22 protein-coding genes are annotated in these 24,037 nt (G+C 42.6%); 14 read left to right on the top strand and 8 right to left on the bottom strand.

Annotation, left to right across the window (positions count from 1 at the left end; all coding sequences use genetic code 11):
* Window positions 1-9 precede the first annotated feature (9 nt).
* From DD657_RS15190 to DD657_RS13665, 9 genes are all read left to right on the top strand, one after another.
* Entirely contained in the window at window positions 10-105 is a 96-nt protein-coding gene (locus DD657_RS15190) for a hypothetical protein (RefSeq protein ID WP_353745301.1), read from the top strand.
* Window positions 106-278: 173 nt separating this feature from the next.
* Window positions 279-1,250, top strand: a complete 972-nt coding sequence (locus tag DD657_RS13630; RefSeq protein ID WP_287050422.1) for a glycoside hydrolase family 16 protein — start codon at window positions 279-281, stop codon at window positions 1,248-1,250.
* A 1-nt stretch (window position 1,251) separates the two neighbouring features.
* Entirely contained in the window at window positions 1,252-2,733 is a 1,482-nt protein-coding gene (locus tag DD657_RS13635) for an SUMF1/EgtB/PvdO family nonheme iron enzyme (protein ID WP_287050424.1), read from the top strand.
* A gap of 16 nt (window positions 2,734-2,749) precedes the next feature.
* On the top strand, window positions 2,750-3,625 hold the full coding sequence (locus DD657_RS13640; protein WP_068688746.1) for a helix-turn-helix domain-containing protein: 876 nt from the start codon (window positions 2,750-2,752) through the stop codon (window positions 3,623-3,625).
* Between the two features lie 95 nt (window positions 3,626-3,720).
* The gene (locus DD657_RS13645; RefSeq protein WP_021986959.1) at window positions 3,721-4,035 is read left to right on the top strand and encodes a hypothetical protein; all 315 of its coding nucleotides are present in this window, start codon (window positions 3,721-3,723) and stop codon (window positions 4,033-4,035) included.
* A gap of 13 nt (window positions 4,036-4,048) precedes the next feature.
* Complete coding sequence (locus tag DD657_RS13650) at window positions 4,049-4,909, top strand: helix-turn-helix transcriptional regulator (protein ID WP_021986958.1); 861 nt, start codon at window positions 4,049-4,051, stop codon at window positions 4,907-4,909.
* A gap of 169 nt (window positions 4,910-5,078) precedes the next feature.
* Window positions 5,079-5,426, top strand: a complete 348-nt coding sequence (locus DD657_RS13655) for a bactofilin family protein (protein ID WP_068688748.1) — start codon at window positions 5,079-5,081, stop codon at window positions 5,424-5,426.
* Entirely contained in the window at window positions 5,419-6,438 is a 1,020-nt protein-coding gene (locus DD657_RS13660; protein ID WP_021986956.1) for a PorP/SprF family type IX secretion system membrane protein, read from the top strand. Before DD657_RS13655 ends, DD657_RS13660 begins: the two co-directional genes overlap by 8 nt.
* Before the next feature lie 78 nt (window positions 6,439-6,516).
* Window positions 6,517-7,044 (top strand): DUF4252 domain-containing protein, encoded by a 528-nt coding sequence (locus DD657_RS13665; RefSeq protein WP_021986955.1) that lies wholly within the window; start codon window positions 6,517-6,519, stop codon window positions 7,042-7,044.
* 135 nt (window positions 7,045-7,179) lie between these two features.
* On the opposite strand, the gene DD657_RS13670 is transcribed toward DD657_RS13665, so the two are convergent.
* Window positions 7,180-7,953, bottom strand: a complete 774-nt coding sequence (locus tag DD657_RS13670; RefSeq protein ID WP_287050426.1) for a fimbrillin family protein — start codon at window positions 7,951-7,953, stop codon at window positions 7,180-7,182.
* A 229-nt stretch (window positions 7,954-8,182) separates the two neighbouring features.
* Between DD657_RS13670 and DD657_RS13675 the strand changes: the two genes are divergently transcribed.
* The gene (locus DD657_RS13675; RefSeq protein ID WP_287050429.1) at window positions 8,183-9,625 is read left to right on the top strand and encodes a TlpA family protein disulfide reductase; all 1,443 of its coding nucleotides are present in this window, start codon (window positions 8,183-8,185) and stop codon (window positions 9,623-9,625) included.
* Window positions 9,626-9,664: 39 nt separating this feature from the next.
* Here the strand turns inward: DD657_RS13675 and DD657_RS13680 are convergent, their stop codons facing one another.
* Together DD657_RS13680 and DD657_RS13685 are read right to left on the bottom strand one after the other, a co-directional pair.
* Entirely contained in the window at window positions 9,665-11,728 is a 2,064-nt protein-coding gene (locus tag DD657_RS13680; RefSeq protein WP_287050432.1) for a GDSL-type esterase/lipase family protein, read from the bottom strand.
* Window positions 11,729-11,802: 74 nt separating this feature from the next.
* Window positions 11,803-13,857, bottom strand: coding sequence for a family 20 glycosylhydrolase (locus DD657_RS13685; RefSeq protein ID WP_287050435.1), 2,055 nt, complete (start codon window positions 13,855-13,857; stop codon window positions 11,803-11,805).
* 155 nt (window positions 13,858-14,012) lie between these two features.
* Between DD657_RS13685 and DD657_RS13690 the strand changes: the two genes are divergently transcribed.
* From DD657_RS13690 to DD657_RS13700, 3 genes are read left to right on the top strand one after another with little or no spacing between them, the layout of a single operon-like run.
* The gene (locus tag DD657_RS13690) at window positions 14,013-15,848 is read left to right on the top strand and encodes a DNA topoisomerase IV subunit B (protein WP_021986950.1); all 1,836 of its coding nucleotides are present in this window, start codon (window positions 14,013-14,015) and stop codon (window positions 15,846-15,848) included.
* Window positions 15,849-15,879: 31 nt separating this feature from the next.
* Entirely contained in the window at window positions 15,880-18,630 is a 2,751-nt protein-coding gene (locus tag DD657_RS13695) for a DNA gyrase/topoisomerase IV subunit A (RefSeq protein WP_021986949.1), read from the top strand.
* A complete protein-coding gene (locus DD657_RS13700) occupies window positions 18,630-19,088 on the top strand; it encodes a shikimate kinase (protein WP_021986948.1) in 459 nt (152 codons plus the stop codon). Before DD657_RS13695 ends, DD657_RS13700 begins: the two co-directional genes overlap by 1 nt.
* A 145-nt stretch (window positions 19,089-19,233) precedes the next feature.
* Here DD657_RS13700 and DD657_RS13705 read toward each other — a convergent pair whose 3' ends face one another.
* The 3 genes from DD657_RS13705 to DD657_RS13715 are packed head-to-tail and all read right to left on the bottom strand — an operon-like array spanning window position 19,234 to window position 21,415.
* Window positions 19,234-19,653 (bottom strand): beta-N-acetylhexosaminidase family protein, encoded by a 420-nt coding sequence (locus DD657_RS13705; protein ID WP_235837401.1) that lies wholly within the window; start codon window positions 19,651-19,653, stop codon window positions 19,234-19,236.
* A 36-nt stretch (window positions 19,654-19,689) separates the two neighbouring features.
* Window positions 19,690-21,030, bottom strand: a complete 1,341-nt coding sequence (locus DD657_RS13710; protein ID WP_287050443.1) for a hypothetical protein — start codon at window positions 21,028-21,030, stop codon at window positions 19,690-19,692.
* Between the two features lie 28 nt (window positions 21,031-21,058).
* Window positions 21,059-21,415 (bottom strand): ankyrin repeat domain-containing protein, encoded by a 357-nt coding sequence (locus tag DD657_RS13715; protein ID WP_021986945.1) that lies wholly within the window; start codon window positions 21,413-21,415, stop codon window positions 21,059-21,061.
* A 484-nt stretch (window positions 21,416-21,899) separates the two neighbouring features.
* Between DD657_RS13715 and DD657_RS13720 the strand changes: the two genes are divergently transcribed.
* Complete coding sequence (locus DD657_RS13720; RefSeq protein ID WP_287050506.1) at window positions 21,900-22,454, top strand: nitroreductase family protein; 555 nt, start codon at window positions 21,900-21,902, stop codon at window positions 22,452-22,454.
* A gap of 41 nt (window positions 22,455-22,495) precedes the next feature.
* Here DD657_RS13720 and DD657_RS13725 read toward each other — a convergent pair whose 3' ends face one another.
* Both DD657_RS13725 and mnmC2 read right to left on the bottom strand, forming a co-directional pair.
* The gene (locus DD657_RS13725; protein ID WP_021986944.1) at window positions 22,496-23,272 is read right to left on the bottom strand and encodes a TIGR02757 family protein; all 777 of its coding nucleotides are present in this window, start codon (window positions 23,270-23,272) and stop codon (window positions 22,496-22,498) included.
* Between the two features lie 77 nt (window positions 23,273-23,349).
* Window positions 23,350-24,036: a tRNA (5-methylaminomethyl-2-thiouridine)(34)-methyltransferase MnmC2 gene (gene mnmC2, locus DD657_RS13730; protein WP_287050448.1), complete on the bottom strand. Its 687-nt coding sequence runs from the start codon at window positions 24,034-24,036 to the stop codon at window positions 23,350-23,352.
* Between the last annotated feature and the right edge of the window lies 1 nt (window position 24,037).

Raw genomic sequence — 24,037 nt, forward strand, 5'->3', positions numbered from 1 at the left:
AACCGTACGATCAGCAGTTATGCTGTCGGAATGGATGCCGTACTCGAGTCTGACCGGATTAGAGATGAAATTTTTAATTACGAGCAGGATTTATGGGAATACTAACCGATTGAAAGCGGGGTGTTGACTGTCAATGAGAAAGAATCGATAGAAGATACAGAGGGATAAGTGACTTGAGGGGTTTATAAATTTTAAGAATTTTGGATTGCTTTATGTGGCCATTTTTATTTCCCGGACGGATTCGGATACGTTCTACCCGGAAAGCTGAAAACGAACGAATGAAATTCAGAGAGGATCACTGTTTTTTTACGGCTTTAAAGGCGAGCGGATTGCCGGACCGGTATCAGAAGTTGGAAGAAAAAATAGGGAGTGATGATTTCAATATACGCTGTCGTCAATTGCGGAAATTTTCGTGGAAACGTAAAGCCGAAAGATGGAAAGAGAGCGAAGCATTCCATGATTTGAGAGCATATCGCCGATTGAAAAAGGACCCGGAGTTGCGACGTTATTACGAATTAAAAAAAGATCCGGTTTTTTATCAGTATCGTTCCTGGAGTCTGACTTTTGAAGACCATTTTAACACGTTTGAGCGGTCGAAATGGATTACACGTTATTATGCCGGGGAACGTTTTCTTCAGGCTACCTATGGTGTAGGGAGAGATGTTCAGCTGTTTATTCCTGATAATGTGAGAGTCAGGGAAGGACACTTGTATCTTGAATTTCGTCAGCAGCAAATCAATGGTAAATATTGGGATCCCCGTTGGGGTATTATAACCAAAGATTACGGCTATACTTCCGGAATGGTAAATACAGCTTTGTCTTTTCGTCAGAAGCTGGGACGTTTTGAAGTAAAACTGGAAATACCGGCTGATTCTTCTTTGGATTATTGTTTTTGGTTAACAGGGGATCGGTTTTATCCGCACATCAATATCGTAAAATTCGGTTCCAAAGGTTATGAAGCCGGATGTTTTCTGGGTAATCCGGGAGAGGAACAAGATGTGGAACAATTGAAAAGGAAGGTACGTCTGAAATCCGGGTTTTACATTTTTACTTTTGATTGGCTGGAGGACCGGATGATTTGGAAGATCAACGATTGTGTAGTGAAGACCTTAAAGATACATTTACCCGATGCACCTGCTTTGTATGCTTGTCTGAGTCTGGGAACGACAGAGGAACCGGGGGAAGTTCGTCTGTCAGAGATGATGAAGGTGGAATGGGTACGTTTTTATACAAAGAATAAATTCGATTGATATGAGAAAAGAAAAATATGTTGCAGGGCTTATATGTCTCTTGTGTGTTTTATCTCTGACTTCCTGTCAGAAAGTGAAAAATCTGTTTGGCAAGAAAAAATCGGCTACTACCGGCTGGGCTTATAATGATCCTGAAAACGGCGGAATTGAATACACGAAGGTAAAGCATACAAAAGCAGGACCCGGTCTGATTTTTATTCCCGGCGGGACGTTTGTGATGGGCCGTACGCAGGAAGATGTGATGGGAGAAAATAACAATATTCAACGACGGGTTACGGTTGCTTCTTTTTATATGGATGAAACGGAGGTTCGTAATATAGATTGGCTGGAATATCTGAATTGGTTGGGGCGGGTGTATGTCAACTATCCGGAAGTGGCTAAAAGGGCATTGCCTGATACATTGGTATGGAGGGATCAGTTGGGATACAATGAACCCATGGTAAAGAATTATTTGCGTTTTCCTGCTTATGCTGAATATCCGGTTGTCGGAGTTTCCTGGGAACAGGCAACTGAATATTGTATATGGCGTACAGACCGGGTAAATGAACAGATGCTGGTCGATAAAAAGGTTTTGAAGCATGATCCGGAAGGACAGCAGGATGAAAATAATTTTAATACGGAAGCTTATTTGAGTGGTCAGTATGCAGGCGCTGTTTATAAAAATTACAAGGGGAATGGCAGGGAGGCTCGTCCTGTAAAGTGGGAGGACGGATTATTGTTACCGTCATATCGTTTACCTACTGAGGCGGAATGGGAATATGCTGCTTACGGTTTGATCGGAAATACAGAAGACGAAAGAGTGGCGGGTACGCGGATTTATCCCTGGAACGGTAGTTGGGTGCGTAATGACGAAAAAAAACACCGGGGAAAAATGATGGCAAATTTCAGGCGTGCCCGGGGAGATTATATGGGTGTGGCTGGTTTTGCAAATGACGGATGGGGCTATACGGCTCCGGTAAAATCTTTCTGGCCGAATGATTTCGGATTATATGATATGGCCGGAAATGTAAATGAATGGGTGTTCGATGTATATCGTCCTTTGTCTTTTCAGGATATGGCGGAGTTTAACCCTTTTCGGGGAAATATATTTAAAGTACCCATGACGGACGGAAATGGAAATATAGTTGAAAAGGACAGTTTGGGGCGTATCCGTTATCGTAATCAGACAGATGTTGAATTAGCAAACCGGGAAAATTACAGAATTGCTGATAACCGGAATTATCGGGACGGAGATTTACAGTCCCGGATTTCAAATGAAATTGATTGGAAGTCGGGCATGGATCGGGGAACTTCTGAAATGTATTATGCCAATCAGAAAGAAGTTACGACATTGTTGAATGATGAAGCCCGTGTTTACAAAGGAGGTTCCTGGAAAGACGGAACGTATTGGCTTTCTCCGGGAGGCCGTCGGTATCTTAATCAGAAAAAAGCCGCCAATGACATCGGTTTCCGGTGTGCAATGAGTCAAATAGGTTACAAATAACAGAAATTATAGGGTGATGGATGTTGCTAAACTATTTTATACGTGGGCTTGTGTACCTTGTATAAATTATACGCGAAAATTGACCGGAGGCTTTAAATTGATCCTCTTGGAGCAAGGGTGTTCTCATGTTTTCAAAGAAGATAAAACCGACTACTTTCTCTTCTTTATATTGGAAGGTGAAATGAAAGTAAGGGATGAAAATACCGAGCCTTGGATTGCGGGAAAGGATGAAATGTTTTTGGTTTACGAAGGAGTTCGTATTGAATGTGTTACTCCGGTAAAGTTGATTTTTTTTACAACGGATCATCCGGGAAATAAGGGTGGGGAACTCTTATTTCGTTTATCCAGTATCTGTGAAAAGGTGGAATATCGTTTTCATCCGACCGAGGTTCGTAAGGAACTCCTTTTGTTTTTGATTTTGTTGAAATCTTATCTCGAGGATGGGGTCGCGTGCGGACATTTACAGGAAATAAAACAGGAAGAGTTGTTTAATTTACTGTATAATTATTATACTATGGTGGAATTGGCAGAATTATTCCGTCCTGTCGTTGTCAATAAAAACAGGGATTTTAAAAAACTGGTATTGTCTCATTGCCTGCATGCACGTTCTGTCGATGAATTAATCGAGTTTTGCGGTCATAATCCCTATTATTTCAAGAAGACATTTGCTAAAATTTACGGTACACCTGTTTATCAATGGATGCAAATACAAAAAGTAGAACACATCAAAAATCAGTTGATGGACGTGAATGTGAATTTAAAGGAGCTTATGGCAGCGGTGGGATTTTCTTCTCCTTCGCATTTTAACAAATTTTGTCAGAAATGGTTAGGAATGTCTCCGACACAGTATATAGAAAGGATGAAGAAGGATTGTACCTATTTACTGGATTGATAATTTACAATAGAATGACGGCTTGATATAATTTACTGAGCTTGTTAGATTATACTTTTGAATATAGATAGCGTGTATTAAAATATTTGGTGTTTATGGATGCTTTCAGGATATTGCAAATGGAAGGTGATAATCGAAACTGTATTTATCTCCATCGTGAAGGTTCGGAATGGTATGCTTATGAATCTTCAGCCTTTTATCTCAATTCTACTTTTCCGGTCAGGGGAAGTGTCGAACGAATCGTCGATCATAAGTCTGAGATGTGTCTGATCCGGATTCCGTTAGGCAGACAACCCCGTGAGTTTTTTATGGGGCAGGAATTGATTTTCCGTAGTGAAGACATACTGGAAGTGAAATGTAAATTGAAATACGGAGGGTTTCGGATTTGGAAATCACGTTTAATAAATTGAATTTTTGAGCATTATGTATATCACTTATTATATGAAAGATGGAAGTGACCGGAAAAAAGGTTCAATGTTTAAATATTTTGAATTTCCGGCTAAAGAGGTTCTGGAAAAGGATTCTTTTGAAAAATGTAATTATTTGATTTTTAATCTGGAAGGTGAAATAAAGTATATTTATAATGGATCAATTCACCGGGAATTACATACAGGAGAGATGATGTTTCTGGGAATTCAGGCGAATTGTATGCTGACACTGGAAACTGAAGCAAAACTTTTGATTCTGGGCTTCGATGAATTGTATAGCTTATGCGATAAATTTACTTTTCAGGCTTTGAGTCCTATTCAAAGTATGTTAAAGTACGAATTTGATACATTGGATATTCGTTATCCGATGGATGATTTTTTGAAATTGCAGATTGAATATATTTCTAATCATAGGTTTGATAGCTATTTGTTTGATGATAAATTGAAAGAGCTGTTTATTATTTTCCGGGCTTATTATTCCAAGGAAGAGTTGTCTATGTTTTTTTACCCCATTATTGCTAAGAGTATGGATTTTAAAAATATGGTTTTGGCTAATTACAGGAACGATATGCGTCTGGAGGAATTGGCAGAGGTGTGTCTGATGAGTAAACGGGCTTTTCAGCGGCATTTTAAGGAAATTTTCGGGGAGACTTGCGAGCAATGGATTTTGCGGGAAAAGTCAAAGCAAGTCCGTTACTATTTGTCTGTGACAGACTGTTCTTTTAAAGAAATTATTGATAAACTGGGGTTCGATTCGTCTGTGCATCTGAATAAGTTTTGTAAAACCTGGTTCGGTATGTCGCCGACAGATTTGAAGAAAACATTAAATATACAGAAAGATTGTTTGAAAAATTAGAAAGATTATGTTTCTGACCTTTCTTGCCTTTAAAGATTTGTTCAAATTTTATACATACATATATCTTGTCCCCTACATATTTGTTCAAGTTTTATACAACACATGCACATATATATTATACTTTGTTTTAGGTCAGAACATAATCCTTTCTAGTTAAAAATTTCAGATTATGAAAAAGAATACCAAGGAAGTCGTCGTTAGTTTGTTGAACGAAGGAACACAATTTACGGGAGATATCGAATCACAGGATGATTTGTGTATTCATGGTTGGGTTTCAGGAAGTATCAATGCCTGCCGGAAATTGGTCATAGGAACCACGGGGCAGATCGAAGGAGATATAAATTCTCCGAGTGTGGTTGTTTTCGGGGTGGTGAACGGGAATATTTTTTCTTCCGGTTTTGTATCTTTAAAGAATACGTCTCAGGTGACGGGAACAATTACAACTGCACAAATCGAAATAGAGTCGGGGGCTGAATTTAACGGGGATTGTTGTATTGAACGGAACGCGAATGTATAAATTGAGAATTTTATTATTGTTTATCGGGATATTCGGAGGAAGTTATTTGCTCGTGGCACAGGATCTTCAGTATTCCCAGTTTTTTGCCAACCAGTTGGACTTGAATCCTGCTTTTGCCGGATCGCAATATTACCATCGGTTGATTGTGAACTACCGGAATCAATGGCCTGAAGTCGGACGTCCTTATATCAGCTATGCCGTTTCTTATGATCGGCATCAGGCCGCTATAAACAGTGGTTTTGGGATTCAAATCAAGCAGGACCGGCAAGGAAAAGGGGCTTTGGTAACGACAACCTTTTCCGGAATTTATTCTTATTTGGTGAAGTTGCGTCCACATGCCGGTTTACGTTTTGCAGTCGGTGTTTCGGTTATTCAAAATTCAGCGGATTTGTCCAATCTGGAATTTCCGGATATGATCGATCCGATTTTCGGTTCGGTATATCCTCACCAGACAGGGGATGACCCTTCGAATTTAAATAAATTGAGTGTCGATTTTTCGACTGGATTTCTATTTTTTGCAGGAAATTATACAGTGGGTGGCTCTGTACAGCATTTGGGCGAGCCTTCATTGGCTTTTTCGGCAGATGCTCATTTACCGATGAAATATACCTTACATGCCGGTGCTGAGTTTGCCATACATCATCGGGGGTTACGGGAGAGTCGTTATAGTATTAATCCTTTGTTTATGTTTCAGAAGCAGGCTTCCCATCATCAGATGAATTACGGAGGGTTTGTCAATTGGAGTAATCTTACGGGAGGTGCCTGGTTCCGGCAAAATTTCGATCGTCCGTTGAATGCTATGATCTTTATGCTGGGATATGACAATCGTATTTTCCGGGTGGCTTATAGTTTTGATTGGGGACTTTCCAGGTTGGCCCGTGTGGGAAGCGGTGCTCACGAGGTTTCGTTGATTTTCCTGATGGGTGAACGAACCCGGAAAAAACGGTATAAAGAGATACCGTGTCCGAAATTCTTCCGGAAAAATGAGATGAATTATCTGAATGGTTTTTAAATAAAGAAGATGTATGTATAAATGGAAGATATATATACGTTGATACTTAATTTGTTCTTCCAAAAAAGCAGAATATCTATGAGAAAATTATTTGTGATTTTGATTTTTATTGTGAGTGGATTTATGGCGGTAAATGCTCAGAACCTGAAAGACGGCGCCACCTGCCCTGTAACAAAGGCCATGGTAAATTATGAAGGAGTGGAAAATATCAACATTTCATTTATTCCCCGGAGTTTATTTGTCATTTTGGATAATAACGGCTTCTCTGAAGATTTATTGAACGAATTGAAAAAGCTGGAAAGATTGAATATGATGTTTTTCAATAAAGAGCACGGCGATATGGGTGTGTATGAAAAAATTTTGAAAGACTTCGATGCTGTGTTTACCAATAATAATTTTGTCCAGTTGAAAAATACTTCCGAAGGAGGGGCGACACTCCGGATTTTTGTAAAGATGGAAAAAGACAAACCCGTAGGAATGACAATGATATACGATGCTGTAAATATGTTGGATATCATTGAGTTTGAAGGGAGTTTCAATATTGCAAAAATTCCTTCAATCGTGAAAAGCATAACTATTTTCGAAAAGTTAGGAAAGAAAATGTAATAAGATTCATGTTGAATTTCTGCAAGTTATTTACCAAATACGGGTTAGAATGTTTATGGAAAATAATTTGCAGAATTTTTTGCTTGTCAGGAAAAACGCCCCTGTCGTACAAGTACGGTTGGGGCGAAAATTAAATTACTTCCGGGGTGTTTCCGAGAATTTTCGGAAAGTGAGTTTTCCCGAATCGAGACCGAATATCCAGGTGTATTTGCGATTGCTTTTCAATACCAGATCAGTCAGGGGGTAATTTGTTCTTACCATTTGTCCGTCAGAGGAACGTCCTGTTATGTATATTTTTGTATCCGAAGCTAATGTTTGTGGAATAACCGGTACGGAGCGGCCGGCTGATGAGAAATAAATCTCTTTTATTTTTCCGTCTGCAATAACTTCCCCTTTTTGTAAATCGATATAGCCATCTTCAACAGCCTCGATCCGAATATCAAATTGATATTCCGAAGCCCCTTCTATGTCGATATAGAGCAAACTCATCCCCGGCTTGAATTCGAGACGGACTTTAGCTTCACCGGCTTTTACGGATTGTGGTTTTGCCAGTAAGATTTCGTTGTAGGTTGGCGATATGTTTTGGCCGGACAATTTTAAATGGACAAAGCCTTGTGGAGTGGCTTCCGGATATATGCCGTGTTCTGTCGCTTGGTTATCTAAAGCCAGGCCATATAGCTCAATTCCTTTTGTGTCCCAAGGATAAATAGCAGAAGATTCCCCGTTGGAGAAATTGTAGTCGCTTTTGCCGGCCGGAAGCGTACCTTTCTCCGGCGTGTACAGATAGTAATGATAATCAGGCAAAGGGTTCCAGCTAATTTCCAATTGATCGGAAGGGGCTTGCTGGCTTTCGGTACAGGCAAAAAATAGAAAAGAATAGCTTAATGTGTAAATGAATTTTTTTGTCATATCTGTCATCTATTAAATAATTGAAGCACTAAAAGTAATCTTCCGGTTAAAGGCATGATTTATAATTATATGACATTTTGTTGTATAAGTTTTTGGAATTTCGGTTCGGATGCTATTGCTTTTGTTGTTTATTTTTCAGGGATGTGGGAACATTTTCTTTAAAAAAATCGGATATTTGTACGTGGAAAAATTATATTTCCGTGTATGTGTAATGTAAAATAAGGAGAGGATGAAAGGGATAATTGGTTTATTGCTGTTTAGTACAATGATGTGGGGACAGACGATGGCCCAGTATACGATTAAATTGACGGTGAAACAGATGGCAGGAAAAAAGGTTTCACTGGCTTGTCATTATGAGGAACAGTTGATGGTACAGGATACAGTGGCCCTGGATAATAATGGGGTCGGGTATTTTCGTCATGCCTCGAAGAAACTGGCCTCCGGCATATATATGTTGTATTTTTCACCGTCCAGTAATTGGGATATTTTGATCGGTAGTGATCAGAGTTTCAGTATTTCCTGCGATACGAGTCAGATTTTGAATACGATGCGGATAGAGGGATCGCCGGAAAATCAGGCTTTCCTGGAGTTTCAGAAGTTTATGGTGGAAATGGGGAGGCAAAACAGTACTATACGGGAGGAATTCCGGAAAGATCCCGATAATAAAAAAGCAGAAGTGAGGGAGAAGTATTCTGCCCGTTATGCTGTTTTGGATAAGGAGGTCAGAAGTTATATCGGAACGATCTTAAAGCGTTTTCCCGGAACGGCTTTGGCTACCTTTGCCCGGTTTACGCTGCCGGTTGAAATTCCCGACTTTTCAAAAGAGGTGCCGGAGGGAACGAAAGACCGGGATATGGAAATCCGCCGGAAGTCTTTTTTCTATATGCAGGAACATTATTGGGACAATGCGAATCTGACGGATAGTATGTTGATACGTACGGATATTTTTAAAAAGCAGTTGGATAATTATTTTTCCAACTTTGTAATCAATTATCCCGACTCATTGTACCGGGCTTGTGTACGTTTGGTCGAAAAAGCACGTCCGAATAAGTTGATGTTTCGTTATCTGACGGATTATTGCCTTACTTCCACTTTCGAGAATAAGATCATGGGGATGGACGAAGCATTTGTAAAGTTCGGGCAGCGTTATTATGTGGATGTGACACCGGAGTGGGTGACGCCTGAGCGGTTGAAAACCATACGGGAAGAGGTGATCAAACGGCAGTTTAATTTATTAAATCATCCGGCTGTGGAGTTGAAGCTTTCGATGTTGGAAGGAGAGTGGGTCAGCTTGTACGAAGTGAAAGCTCCTTTTGTATTGCTGCTGTTCTGGGAACCGAATTGCGGACATTGTAAAACACAGGTCCCGTTGGTCAGGAAAGAAATTTATGAGCGTTTTGCTCCCTATGGCTTGAAGGTGTTTGCCGTCAATACACACACCGATAAGAAACAATGGGAAGAGTTTGTCGAGAAAAACGACCTTTTTGATTTTATCAATTGTTGGGATCCGAACAACCAATCGAATTACCGGACATATTACAATGTATTTTCGACTCCGGTTATGTATATTCTCGATAAGGATAAAAAGTTTATAGCCAAGAGTCTGACTGTTGATCAAATGGTCGATTTGCTCAAGCACGAATATAAAAAAATGGGTATCGAAGTCCAATAATATGGGGTTCCGATACCCTTGGTTTTATGTTTTTTGCGCTTACAGGTCGGTCCTGAAGGTTGAAGCCGGGAGATTGTCTTTATTGACCAGATTACCCCGGGTAAACGGTTGCCAGCCGTAACGTACGGCGTGTGGCCGGGATACTTTTTCCGATTCGACGATGATCCGGTTACCTTTTATGATTGCCGTTGCTGGATAGAATATACCATTGTCACCGGCAGTTTCAAATGTACGCAAAGCCTGTCCGTCGGCTGTTTTCAAGTCTTCGGCATAATCGAATTCCAATATGGCTTGTTTCCCTTCGGTCTTTATCTTCCGGAAAAGCGGACCGGAAGGCAGGATTGCCCGATGGTAGGTGTGGCACAATGCCTGGCGGGCCAGACGTTCCCCGATTTCTTTTTTGTGTCGGGGGTGTACGTCCAGGGAGTCTCCCAGATCCGATGATACCGCCATGCCGGAATGGGGGATGGCTTTTAGTATACGCCGCTGGCTGTCCCTGAACCAGGGCCAGAAGGGGCGGTTCAAGCTCGAAAGCTGTACATAATAAAAGGGCATTTCGGGTTGTTGCCAATAATTTCTCCAGTCGTTTACCAACATCGGAAACAGTATTTCGTGTAATTCGGTATTGTGAGCGTTCGACTCTCCCTGATACCAGATAACGCCTTGTATCGGATATTGCATTAAAGGAAAAATGCCCGATTCGAATAGATAACAAGGTTCATAGGGGTGTCGCTGGAATGGATTTCCGGCCTTTTTAATGTTGAGAGAAGCCCTTTCACGCACCCAATCCTGAATCATGTCGTTGTTTTTCCAATCGCATAATATATCCGGAAAATCGAATTCGAGGGTATGCCGGCTGATCCAGGATTCACAAGGGGAACCGCCCACTGCATTACAGATCAGTCCTACCGGGACATTCAGGCTGTCCGCTAACATTTTCCCGAAATGATAGGCTACAGCGGAAAAATCCGGTAATGTCCGGGCATTGCATATTGTCCAACCTTGAATGGTATAATACTCCAACCGGTTCAGGGAATCCAGTACCGACGACTCCCATTCCATTGCATAGGTTTCCCAACGGGGGCGCATATTGAAAAGACGGATATGTGGATTGTTTGCTTGTCGAAGATCTTCGGAGGCTGTTGCTGCTTGTTTCAGCATAAAAGCCATATTCGATTGACCGGAGCATAGCCATACTTCTCCGATTAAAACATTGTGATAAACGAGAGTACGGTTGTCGGTATTTATTTTCAGGGTATAGGGGCCTCCGGCCGGGAGCGGTTTCAGTGTGATGTTCCATTTACCGTCAGAAGTCGTTTGTGTACTTTGTTTTTGTCCGGCAATGGAAACACTGACTTTTTGTCCGGCGTCGGCTGAACCTGAAATCAGGAGGGGACGATCACGTTGTAAAACCATGTTATCCGTATAGATATCAGGCATATGCAGTCCGCCATAATCGCCAGTAAGGGCGGAGTAGACGGTTTTAGCCAGTATGGCCGCTCCTTCCGTAACAGGGTGTAAGGCATCGGGTAACAAGTCCGGACGATGGTACAGAGGGGCTTGCAGATCAATCAGGCCGACCTTGTTGTCGGCTGCGATTTTTTCGATTTTCTGCTGGATGTCGGTATACCAGTCCCGGGTGCCGGAACGAAAGCGGGGATGTCTGTTACCGATTGGAGAGAGACGGCAAATCCATATTTTACAACGGGGATTGACTTTGCGAAACGATGCGATCAAATCGGTGTAATCCCGTATAAAATCATCCCGGTAATTGGGCCAGTTACGGGGGTCCGTGTCGTTCAGTCCCAGGTGGATAACAACCATATCTCCTGCGTATTCCAGGGCTTGGCGATACTCCTCCTGCTCGGTATATGGGCGGTGTCCTTTTCGTAACAGTGTCGCCCCGCTTTTACCGAAATTGGCGACGGCGTATTTTTCTCCCAATAACCGCTGCAATTGTGCCGGGTATGCGTTTACTTCCCGTTCGGGCAGCAGATATCCGTAAGTTACGCTGTTGCCGATACAGCTTACTTTGATTTTTTGTCCGGCATAGATTGCCGACAGGTAAAATAAAAAAATGAGACAAAGAAAAATCGTTTTCATTATTCGTTGATATAAGATAAAGCAATGATATGTTGATAAATAAATAGCTTTTACCGGTCGGATATAATCCATCGTTATCGTATTCGGGATACATTATTTGTTCCGGTTGGGCGTATTTTACTTCCGGAGTACGGATTTTTTTCTGAATAAATCAGATCGGCGGCTTTCCGGCCGTCGGGAGTGACGAATACAACTGTAAACATCCATTTCTGCAAACGGATTTCCGGTGTGGAAAAGCGTCCTATGGGGAGTTTCAGGAATACGTTGTTCCATCCTTTATGCAGTTTTACGATCAGAGGAGGTCTGGCGACGCAATTTTCATTGCCTAAAGCTGTTTCATTGGAAGGGGTACGGTGGGTAGCCGTCCATTCCGGAGGTTGTATTTCTTCGTTGTTGAGCCAGATACGGCTTTCCCGGTAATCCCATTTACCCGGAAGCGGAGGAAGGTCTTTTTCCGAACGTCCGTAATTTTGAAATTCTACCCATAATCCGGTTTCCTGATTTTTAGGCGAATATACCCATGTCCAGGCATAGGCCGTATGGTTTTCCTGTGGATTGCAGAAAAAACCGGGAATCAGTGTACCCCAAACATGACGTAAATAGATGCCTGCGCCGATTGCCGGATGTACATTATATGTCTGGGCTTTGTATTGGTAGTGTGTTTGTAATGCCTGTTCCGGGGGAAAACTCCGGGAAAGGTCACCTTCATTCGGAAATGGGTCTGTAATGTTCCACCGGATATCGGTTTGACGGACATAGGCGAAAGGATATTCCCGGAAGTTATGTTCTTTGTGCCATAACATACGTTTTTCGAAGTCGGCGAAGTCGATGAATGCCGGAGTATTATCGGCAGGCAATATGGTACCTTTCCCATCGAAGTATTCATGGCCGCCTCCCAGCCAGGAACGCTCGGCAATGGCCAGCATGGCCGGATAGAAGTTATTTTCCAGTATGATGTTTCTTTCCGGGACGACCAGCCGGTCGTTCCAGATGGCAAGGATAACTCCTGCAATATCGTCGCTGCCTTCATTGCAGTTGTAAATGCGGCTGTTGTAAAGTGCAACCAGATCGCCGAAGATATCGTAATGGTTCAGGTAGTGAAAGCGGCTGTCAATGGCCGGGATGCCTTTTTGGGCTTTGCCCCGGTAGCTCCAGAGCTGTGTCATATCTATTTCTCCCGGTTGGTATGTCCATCCCGGATTCCATGAGATAACCTTTTTCCCCTTTGTGCGGATGTGGGAAATCATTTCGGGGACGAAGTCCGGATCGGTAAAAGAGACTTCGTCGGTGCCGATATGCAAATAGGGAACGTCTAAATTTTCGCAAATTTCGTCGAATAGCAGTTTGAGGATGATTTTTCCTTCCCGGCTTTGCATGTCGTGCCGGAATGTACGTTTAAAAGCTTCGCTGTGTCCTGGTATATCGATTTCCGGGATCAATAATACGTGGTGTTTTTTGCAAAAATCGATTAGTTCCCGGGCTTCTGCCAGTGTATAATATTTCCCCGGCATACGTGTCATATTCGAACTGTCGTTTAAAGCGGGAAACAGGCGGCTTTCAAGTCGCCAGGCCTGATTTTCGGTAAGATGCCAATGAAAGACATTGATTTTGTATCGGGCGAGCATCGCAATTTCCCGTTTCAGTTCTTCTACGGAAATGTAACTCCTGCCGACATCGTGCATAAAGCCCCGGATACGGAAAGCGGGCCAATCGGTGATTGTACAGCCTGTAAAATACGGCTGTCCGTATTTTTTAAGCTGACGTAACGTTTGCATAGCCCGGTAGACCCCGGTGGAGGTTGTTGCCTGAATGTATATCCGATTACGGGTGACGGATAACGTATAGCCTTCTTCCGGATTTAAATTTATATCCGGTAAACTGTCTGTGATGCGGACGACGACATTCAGAGAAGCTTTCGGGACGATTCTGCCTCCGCATTCCCGGAATAATGAATCCAGCTCTTCAGCTAATACCGGTGTCGATAGTTGTATTTTTCCGATCGGGAATTTTTGATTGTTGAATAGGATTTGCCGGGGTTGGGGGAGAAGATAAATGTCTTTTATCGAAGCGGTTGAGACAGAAAAGAATAGTATGTTGAATAATATCGTAAAAATCAGTTTATTATACATGTTCGGCGGATTTTGATCGTCTGGCATTACGGAACAAATATAAGTTTTTTTTTACAATTTTTTTCTTGAAAAAAGTGGCGAAACAATCGGTTCTGTCCGGATAAGAATTCTTTTTTTTGCATTAAAATCACTACTTTTGCACAAAACTGTGAAAGATGGTAGAAAATTATTCAGAAGATTCGATTCGGACTTTAGATTGGCAGGAGCATATCCGTTTACGTCCCGGGATGTATATCGGAAAATTGGGAGACGGTTCTGCTCCGGATGACGGTATATATATTTTGGTGAAAGAGGTAGTAGACAATTCTATCGATGAGTTTGCAATGGGATGCGGTACGGAAATCCTTATCACAGTTGAAGACCGTAAAGTCGTTGTCCGGGATTTCGGACGGGGAATTCCATTGGGTAAATTAGTGGATGCTTCTTCGAAGATGAATACCGGTGCCAAGTACGATTCTGAAGCTTTTAAAAAATCTGTCGGTTTGAACGGTGTCGGTATTAAAGCCGTCAATGCTCTGTCTGAAAATTTCGAAATACAATCGTTCCGGGACGGGGAGACCAAGTATGTACGGTATTGCCGGGCCAAAATTGTAGAGGAGCGTGATCTTGAACCGACAAATGAGCCGAACGGTACGCAGGTAACCTTCCTGGCGGATAAGGATATTTTCGGGAATTATCATTTTATTGCCGAGTATTTGGAAGCGATGGTAAAAAATTATGTATTCCTGAATACCGGTTTGACGATCGTTTTCAATAGCCATAAATATTTTTCCAGGCATGGGTTGTATGACTTACTGACAGAGAATATGAGCGGGGAGGGGCTTTATCCTATTATTCATTTACGGGGAAATGATATAGAGATGGCTATGACTCACGGACGGCAATATGGCGAAGAGTATTATTCGTTTGTAAACGGTCAGCATACGACACAGGGAGGAACCCACCTGAATGCTTTCCGGGAAGCTGTGGTGAAGACCATACGGGATTTTTACAAGAAAGATTTCGATATATCGGATATCCGGACTTCTATTATCGGAGCCATCAGTATCAAGGTGCAGGAACCGGTGTTCGAATCCCAGACTAAGACAAAACTGGGGTCTAAGGATATAGGACCGGAAGGACCGACCGTACGGAATTTTATCATGGATTTCGTTACGAAAGAATTGGATAATTACCTGCATCGTAATCCGGACACGGCAGAGTTGCTGCTGCGGAAAATCGTAGAGACGGAGAAAGAACGGAAAGCGATGTCCGGTATTCAGAAGATTGCCCGGGAACGGGCGAAGCAAGTCAGTTTGCACAATCGGAAACTGCGGGATTGCCGGGTACATTTTAATTCCAACCACGAGCGGAAAAACGAATCTTCTATTTTTATTACAGAGGGGGATTCTGCTAGCGGATCGATTACAAAATCCAGGGATGTCAATACTCAGGCCGTATTCAGTTTGAGAGGAAAGCCTCTGAACTCGTATGGATTGACAAAAAAGATCGTATATGAGAATGAGGAATTCAATTTGTTGCAGGCGGCATTGAATATCGAGGACGGATTGGAGGATTTGCGTTATAACAATGTTATCATCGCCACGGATGCGGATGTGGACGGTATGCATATCCGGTTATTGTTACTGACTTTCTTTTTACAATTTTTTCCTGATCTGGTAAGAAGCGGACATGTGTATATTTTGCAGACGCCTTTATTCCGGGTAAGAAATAAGAAGGAAACACGCTATTGTTATTCCGATACCGAGCGGGAAACGGCGATAAAAAAATTAGGTCCGAAGCCTGAAATTACCCGTTTTAAAGGTTTAGGGGAAATTTCTCCGAATGAGTTTCAGCATTTTATCGGTAAGGATATACGTCTGGAACCGGTAAGGCTTACGAAAGGAGATTCCATCGATGAGGTGTTGGGGTATTATATGGGAAAAAATACCCCCGAGCGTCAGGATTTCATCATAGAGAACCTGTATATCGAGAAAGACGAGTTGAGATAATTAAAATTGAAAATTTACAATATAAACCAGCATGGCAGAGGATATCATCGATGTCGATTTTAACGGAGAAGAGCAACAACCGGAGTCAACGGACGAGAGCCTGAAAGGCTCCGTAGAAAAGGAGACTCCGGAAGAAGTTGCAGGGGGAGAAGGTTCGCAGCCGGAGGCTTTTGAAATATCAACGTCTCCGGGAGAAACGGAGGAGCATACAGAGGAAAACGGGAAGATACGTTCGATACAACATCTGGACGGTATGTATCAAAAGTGGTTTTTGGATTATGCTTCGTATGTTATATTGGAGCGGGCTGTGCCTTATGTGAACGACGGTTTGAAGCCCGTACAGCGCCGGATTCTTCATTCGATGCGTGAAATGGACGATGGGCGTTACAATAAGGTGGCCAATATCATCGGAAATACGATGAAATATCACCCGCATGGGGATGCTTCTATCGGGGACGCCCTTGTACAATTGGGACAAAAAGATTTATTGGTCGATTGTCAGGGAAACTGGGGGAATATATTGACGGGAGACGGTGCTGCAGCTCCCCGTTATATTGAGGCGAGGTTGTCTAAATTTGCCCTGGATGTCGTATTTAATCCCAAAACGACGAATTGGAAGCTTTCTTACGATGGACGTAACCGGGAACCGGTGACATTGCCTGTAAAATTCCCTTTGCTTTTGGCTCAGGGGGTGGAAGGAATCGCTGTGGGGCTTGCTTCGAAAATATTGCCTCATAATTTTAATGAGTTGATCGATGCCTGTATTGCACATTTGCAACACGAAGATTTTGTTTTATATCCCGATTTTCCGACCGGTGGTATGATTGATGTGGCAAAATACAATGACGGATTGCGGGGAGGGGCGGTAAAAATCCGGGCGAAAATCGAGAAAGACAATAATAATAAAACCCTCCGGATTACGGAAATTCCCTTTGGACGTACGACCTCAACCCTGATCGACAGTATTATAAAAGCCAATGATAAAGGCAAGATAAAAATCAAAAAAATTGACGATAATACGGCTGCCAATGTGGAGATATTGATTTATCTGGCGCCGGGTGTATCTTCCGATAAGACGATCGATGCTTTGTATGCTTTTACCGATTGTGAACTGTCGGTGTCTCCGAATTCATGCGTTATCGAGGACGAGAAGCCTTGTTTTATGCCGATTTCCGATATTCTCCGCCAATCGGCAGACGATACGGTGGCTCTGTTGAAACTCGAGTTGGAAATCCGGCTTCATGAGCTCTTGGAAGAATTACATTTTGCTTCTCTGGAAAAGATTTTTATCGAAGAACGTATTTACAAAGATAAAGAGTTTGAGGAAAGTCCTACCTTAGAGAATGTAATTGTTCATGTGCATAAGCGTTTGACTCCGTTTTTACCGAAATTATACCGGGAGGTGACCGATGACGATATCAAACGGCTGTTGGAAATCAAGATGAAGCGGATTCTCAAATTCAATTCCGAAGAAGCCGATCAATATATTCAGGGACTCGAGGATGAAGTGACACAGGTAAGGCACGATATAGAACATATCATTCCGTATACGATAGCCTATTATACCCGTATTAAAGCAAAATACGGCAAGGGACGGGAACGGAAAACTGAAATCCGGAGTTTCGAGAATATCGAAGCGGCTAAAGTTGTGATTGCCAACGAAAAATTGTACATAAACCGGGAAGAAGGATTTATCGGAACAGCCTTGAAAAAAGATGAATTTATCTGCGAATGTTCCGATATGGATGAGGTGATCATCTTCAAAAAAGACGGTAGCTATTATGTCACGAAAGTTGCTGACAAGATTTTTGTGGGTAAGGATGTTTTGTATGTGAATGTATTCAAGAAAAACGATAAACGTACAATATACAACGTCGCTTACCGGGACGGACGTTACGGTGTATATTATGTGAAACGGTTTAATGTGACGGGTGTCACCCGGGATAAGGTTTACAATGTGACAAAAGGAACGGCCGGTTCCCGTATCATTCATTTTTCCGCTAACCCGAACGGAGAAGCGGAGGTGATTAAAGTGTGCCTGAAACCGAAACCCAATTTGAAGAAACTGGTGTTCGAATATGATTTTGCGGCTTTGGCGATCAAAGGCCGGGATTCGCAAGGAAATTTGTTGTCGAAAAACGATATTCATAAAATCAATGTCGTACAAAAGGGTGTTTCTACTTTGGGCGGGTGCAAAATTTGGCTGGATGAGGATGTACGCCGGCTGAATACGGATAACCGGGGAAAATACCTGGGAGAATTCCAGGGAGAGGACCGTATTCTGGTTGTTAATAAGAACGGTACATACTATACGACTGATTTTGACCTCAATAACCATTATGAGGAAGAATATATTATTTTTGAAAAATTCGATCCGCATAAGGTCTGGTCGGTTGTATTTTTTGATGCCGAACAAGGTTTTTATTACCTGAAGCGTTTTAAATTTGAAGAAAGCAATAAAGTATTTTCGTTTATCGGAGAAGCCGAAGGATCTTATCTGGTAGGTTTGAGTAGCGAGCGGCATCCCCGGTTTGAAATTGTATTCGGAGGGAAGTATGCGACCCGCCCGGTTGAGGTTATACAGGCGGATGAATTTATCGGTGAAAAATCGTTTAAGGCAAGAGGCAAGCGCTTGACGACTTTCGAGGTCGACCGGATACAGGAAACAACGCCTTTGGTGATTGAAGAGGAAAATGAAATCAGTGCCGATGTGGAATTTGAAGTGACCAATCCTTCCGAGATTGCGGATAATGAAGAACAGATGAAGCTGGAGTTCGAATAATGAAATATTTTCTGGTTGGGTATATGGCTTGCGGGAAAACCCGTCGGGGGCGGGAAATGGCTGCGGAATTGGGGATTCGTTTTGTCGATCTGGATGCTTATATTGTCGATCGGGAAAGACGTTCTATCCCGGAAATTTTTGCAGCAGCAGGAGAGGCTGGGTTCCGAAAGTTGGAAACCCGTTATTTGCAGGAAGTTTGTGAGCTATATGGGGATTTTGTGATGTCGACCGGCGGAGGTGCTCCTTGTTTTAACAACAATATGCAATATATGAACGCTCAGGGACATACGATTTTTATCAATACGCCTGTCGATACGATTGTGGAACGCTTGATTCGCGGGAAACAGAAACGTCCGATCGTCAGTAAACTCAACGATGATGAAATATATGATTTCGTATGTCGGCATTTGGAGGAACGTTTGCCTTATTACAAACAGGCGAAGGAAGAAGTAAAATAAACACATCGTAAACGGAATTTCGCCCATTACAAATTGGAACTTTTCTTTCAAGACACGGACGATACGTTTGCCGGACATTTCCTATATGCCGCTATTGAAGATGGCAAGATAAAAGAAATTACATTGATGGGATAGACACAAGCTATCAGGGGCAAATACTGTCGGATGCATTTTCAATACGGCGAGGAGTTATTTGCTTGTTCGCCGTATTGCTTGTTTCCTCCTGTAAGATTTTGTCCAAGGTCTTCAATCCGCATTGAATAGATTTTTGTGTAGCTCCTCTGATGGAGAGTTTTTTTGCCGATATATCGAGTATATAATGGGCTTCCCCTTCCAATTCAACATCTGTCCAAAGTTCGATAACCGAATTTCCTGTTGCCCGCATTCCTCCCACGATAGCAATTTGCCCGAACCGTTCTCTCAATATGTCTTGCAGCTCAAACAAGCAGGGAGACAGTTTGGGCAAATTGGTTCTTATTACGGTTTGTGGCGTAATGGTGAAATTCTTTGCATCCGTCGCCTGTCCCCAAACATATGCCGCCACTAACAGCAGCGGCAATACCATCTTAATTTTTTTGAAGATGAAGCCCATATTATCTTTTTATTTAAGATATTGTATCAAGGTGTCGCATTGTTCCATGTATTCGTGCAGCGTATCTGCCATTTGCGGATTTTCAGCGAGCAGTTCGCCGCATCTCCGCTTGGCATCGGGTAGTTCCATCAATCCGGAAAAGCCTTTTCGCATCCATCCTTTTTTGGAGGAATAATTGTCCGGAAGATTGGTGTATAGTATTTGGTAATAGCTGATGGACAATGCGATTTGCTGCATCTGTTTGGTCTCTCCTTCGGGGTATTGTTCCAGTTTCTCGACGGCTTCCGTAAACAGGGATTGCTGCATTCCGATGAAAGCCGGATAGTCGCCCAACAACCCAAGTGTCTGTAACAGAAAAACCCGGCATGTGGCAAGGTCTTTTTCGGGCAGGGGTAGTCCACTCAGGCGTTCAAACCCCTCTTTGACCTCAGGGAGAGAGAGTAGGCGTGACGGAGGCAACGTGCCCGGTTCCTGCGTTGTCAGCCATTGGTGGCAAGCATAACCGGCTATGCAACGATGGAGCAAACGATTATATTCATCCGTTATCATAGATGCGTAACGGTCTGCTTCTTCAAAATTATGACGTTGAATATATTGATACATTACCTGTCCGTAAAATGAGTCTAATTCCTTTGTTTGCAGTTGTTTATCGTCTGTTTTGCACTCTTTCAGCCATTTATGATAGGGCTGTTCCCAACCGGCAAGGAAAGACATTTCCTCTTCTTCATAATCGACATCCAGCTCATTGCCGTAAGCTGCTGCCACTTCAAACGCTTCGGGAACTGCCAGCAACCGGAGCAAGGCTTGGATTCTTTCCGGTCCGGGGGCATTGTCATCGTCAAAACCTCCCACCACGCACGACAGCGGAAAAAACGCATACCAATGTCCCAGCGTGTCGGCTCCCCGCTTATCACCTTGGGCAAGTGCCTTGGAAGCCAGTGGTGCAATCTGCTCCGCCAATTCTAAAGGGTCAAGCAGCCGCAATTCCTCTTCGGACGACACTTGAATAACACCCATGTCAAGTAGCTTTTTCCATAATGCAGACCCTGCGGTGACACAACATTTTCCGGAACGGTAGTCCACATAAGTATCATCTTTCAAGAAACCGCCCTCTGCAACAAGCCCCATTGCTTCGCTACGCTCTGGTTCGGGCAATTGCTCCGGCGACAGAAGGGAGAGATAACCAAGCTGCTCCAATTCATCCCGGACCCGTAAGACCGTGTACCCGCAGTCCAGTTGATTCTGAAAATGATAAAGACTGTAACAAATACTTTGTGCCAAAGGTGGAACAGGCGAAGCGGTGGCCACGGTTATTACGGAATATTCCACCAAATTTTCTATTGCATGCATTGACATAATCGTTTGTAATTTATAAGGTTTATAAATCAGATAGATATAGTTTAATCGTTTTATCTTTTACTATATCCAGTATATGTTTGCCACCGACAGACAAATCGGCTCCGTTTTCCAGCAGGTATTCTGCAATACCGATTGCATTGTTCCTGACCGCATACATCAAGGGAGTCGCACCACCGGGCAATCGGTCATTCACGTCAAAGCCTTTTTCTACCAGTGTTTTTACCAATACCGGGCTTTTTCGACAAACAGCATAAAACAAGAGACCGGAATTGTATTCGTCCTTATAAGACGGTTCCAGCATGTAACCCGAACGAATCAGAGACGAGGCTTTGTCAATGTCGTTTTCATCTCGTATCAGTCGAAATAGCTCTTCCATAAAAAATATTGGTTGATAAATTAAAAATCAACCATAGAAACTATAAACTTGAATTACCTAATTGCAAGGTTTACAGATATAATACCACTCTGTTGCCGTAAACAAAGTTACAGATATTTATTATTCCACCGATGATTTTCCCTAAGAATTTGCACTGTGACAAGGAGAAGTGAATACCTGTACAGCCTCACAAATTGCTTCATCTCTTCGTTTTTTACAAATCAGTATTTCTCAAAATATTTATTTCGCATTCTCGGAAAAAGATATTATATTTACAACTGAAAGAGTTATTTGACAACATAGCAATGCAAAACGCTGAAATTCGCACGGTTGCTAAATCGTTACTTCTATTTCTCAAATAATTCGCTAAAAGTTTAGTCTTCAATTGGTTAAGTCAAATCAATGGAAATCTAAAATAGTCTTATATGATTAACTGTAACTTATTATAATGAAAACGAGTTTAATTGTTTCAGGTTTTATTTTAATGATGATGACGGTAGCTTGTAATTCAGAGAAAAAAGAAGGAACGTTTCAGACACAGGATGCTCTGGAAAATATCTTTGCCCGTAAAAGTGTCCGTAAATATTTACCGAAGCCGGTAGAAAAAGAAAAAACGGATTTGTTGCTGAAAGCCGGAATGGCTGCTCCTACCGGTAAAGATACCCGTCCCTGGGAATTTGTCGTTGTAACGGAAAGGGCAGCTTTGGATTCTATGGCGGCAGCTTTGCCTTATGCCAAAATGTTGAAAGATGCTCCCATGGCTATTGTCGTATGCGGGGATACAACCAAATCTTCTTATTGGTATCTGGATTGTGCTGCGGCTACTCAAAATATTTTATTGGCGGCGGAAGCACTTGGACTGGGAGCTGTCTGGACGGCAACTTATCCGTATGACGACCGTATGGCTGTTGTAAAAAAGGAAATCGGTTTACCCGACCATATTCTTTCCCTATGTGTCATTCCTGTCGGATATCCGGCAATCCCGCATAGTCCGAAAAATAAATGGGACGAAACGAAAGTACATTACGGCAAGTATTGATTGATTTTAGATTTCTGTCAGGGCAAGCTGAAGTTATAAATCTAAATATTCTGTTTTCCGAATGCTCCGAGTCCGAAGAGGGCAAAATCATAGCGTATAGGATCGGCCGGATCGAATTCGCGTAAACGTTCCGTCAGTTCCAAAACGGCCTGTGCGTCGTTTTGGTTGCGGGTGAGCAGGCCCAGTTGGCGGCTGACGTTTCCCGTGTGCAGATCAAGAGGAATAAGTAGAGCCGAAGCCGGGATATTTTTCCAGAGTCCGAAATCTATACCGCTGTGGTCTTTACGCACCATCCAACGGATATACATGTTTATGCGTTTGGCGGCAGAGCCTTTTTCTACATTGGCGATATGCCGCAAAACCCGTTTTTCGGCCGGATGGATTGTGAACAGTCTGTACCAGTCGCTCAATACTTTTAACATGTCGCCGTGTTGACGGAACGAATCGGTAAATATTTTTTCCATCCCTCCCAGATTCCGGTAGATATGGGCCAATGCATGTAAAAAATAGCAGCAGTCGTATGCGTTGAATGTACGGTGTTTGAAATGGGTAAAACGCTCGTAATCCGTTTCGGTAGCGTTCAGAATAAAATCATAAGGAGCATAATCCAGCAATTGCATGAGTTCCCTGCACTTTCTGATGATTGTCGGACGTTGCCCCCAGGCCAGAGAAGCGGCTAAAAATCCGGATATTTCGATGTCTTCTTTTTCTTCGAACATTTTCGGTATTTGGATCGGGTCAGTTTCTATGAAAAAATCCGATTTGCAATATTCCGAATATTTTTCGTCGAGTAATTGTTTTATTTCTTGACGGTTCATGAAATTTATTTTGTGTTGCAAGGTAAATATTAGTTGGAAACGTATTGGACTATATCGGAAAATAAATTCGGTAGCAGTCAAAGTTTGACCGCCCGTAACATTTCGCGTTTTCCCGGAGGACCGGGTAATCGTTTCAGACGAAAACCGACATTCCGGAGGGCTTGCTTTACGATGCCTTTTACACAGTAAGTTACCAATATACTGTTGGGTTTCAGGGCTTCGTAGAAGCGATTGAATACCGCATCTGTCCAAAGATGAGGTTGTACGTCCGGATTGAATGCGTCGAAATATACGATATTGAATTGTGACCGGAAATGAATGTTCCGGAAATCTTCCCGGTGTTTGTATAGTTTGAAATATGGGGAAACAGATTGTTCCGTTTCCCACGGACACCGATGCAATTCGTTAAACAATTCCTGTTCTGCGGGTGTGGTAAAGTTGGAATAATTTAGGGAGGCGATTTCATCGCTTGCCAATGGATATTTTTCAATGCTGTGATAACACACCGGCAATTGTAGTTCCCGGGTACGGATTAAAGTCAGCCAGGCATTCAGTCCGGTACCGAAGCCTGCTTCCAGTATATGTAACGGATTTTGCAGACTTATCGAATCCGGATGAGTTTCCAGGAAGTACTCCAAACCCGCCCGGATGAAAATGTGCCGGGATTCCTGAATGGCTCCGTGGATCGAGTGGTAATGTTCGTTCAATTCCGGAATGTATAAAGTCATACTTCCGTCCTCTGTCGGCGTGAGAATACGCTCCATA

The organism is Culturomica sp. (assembly GCF_003524185.1).
Taxonomy (GTDB): Bacteria; Bacteroidota; Bacteroidia; order Bacteroidales; family Marinifilaceae; genus Culturomica; species Culturomica massiliensis.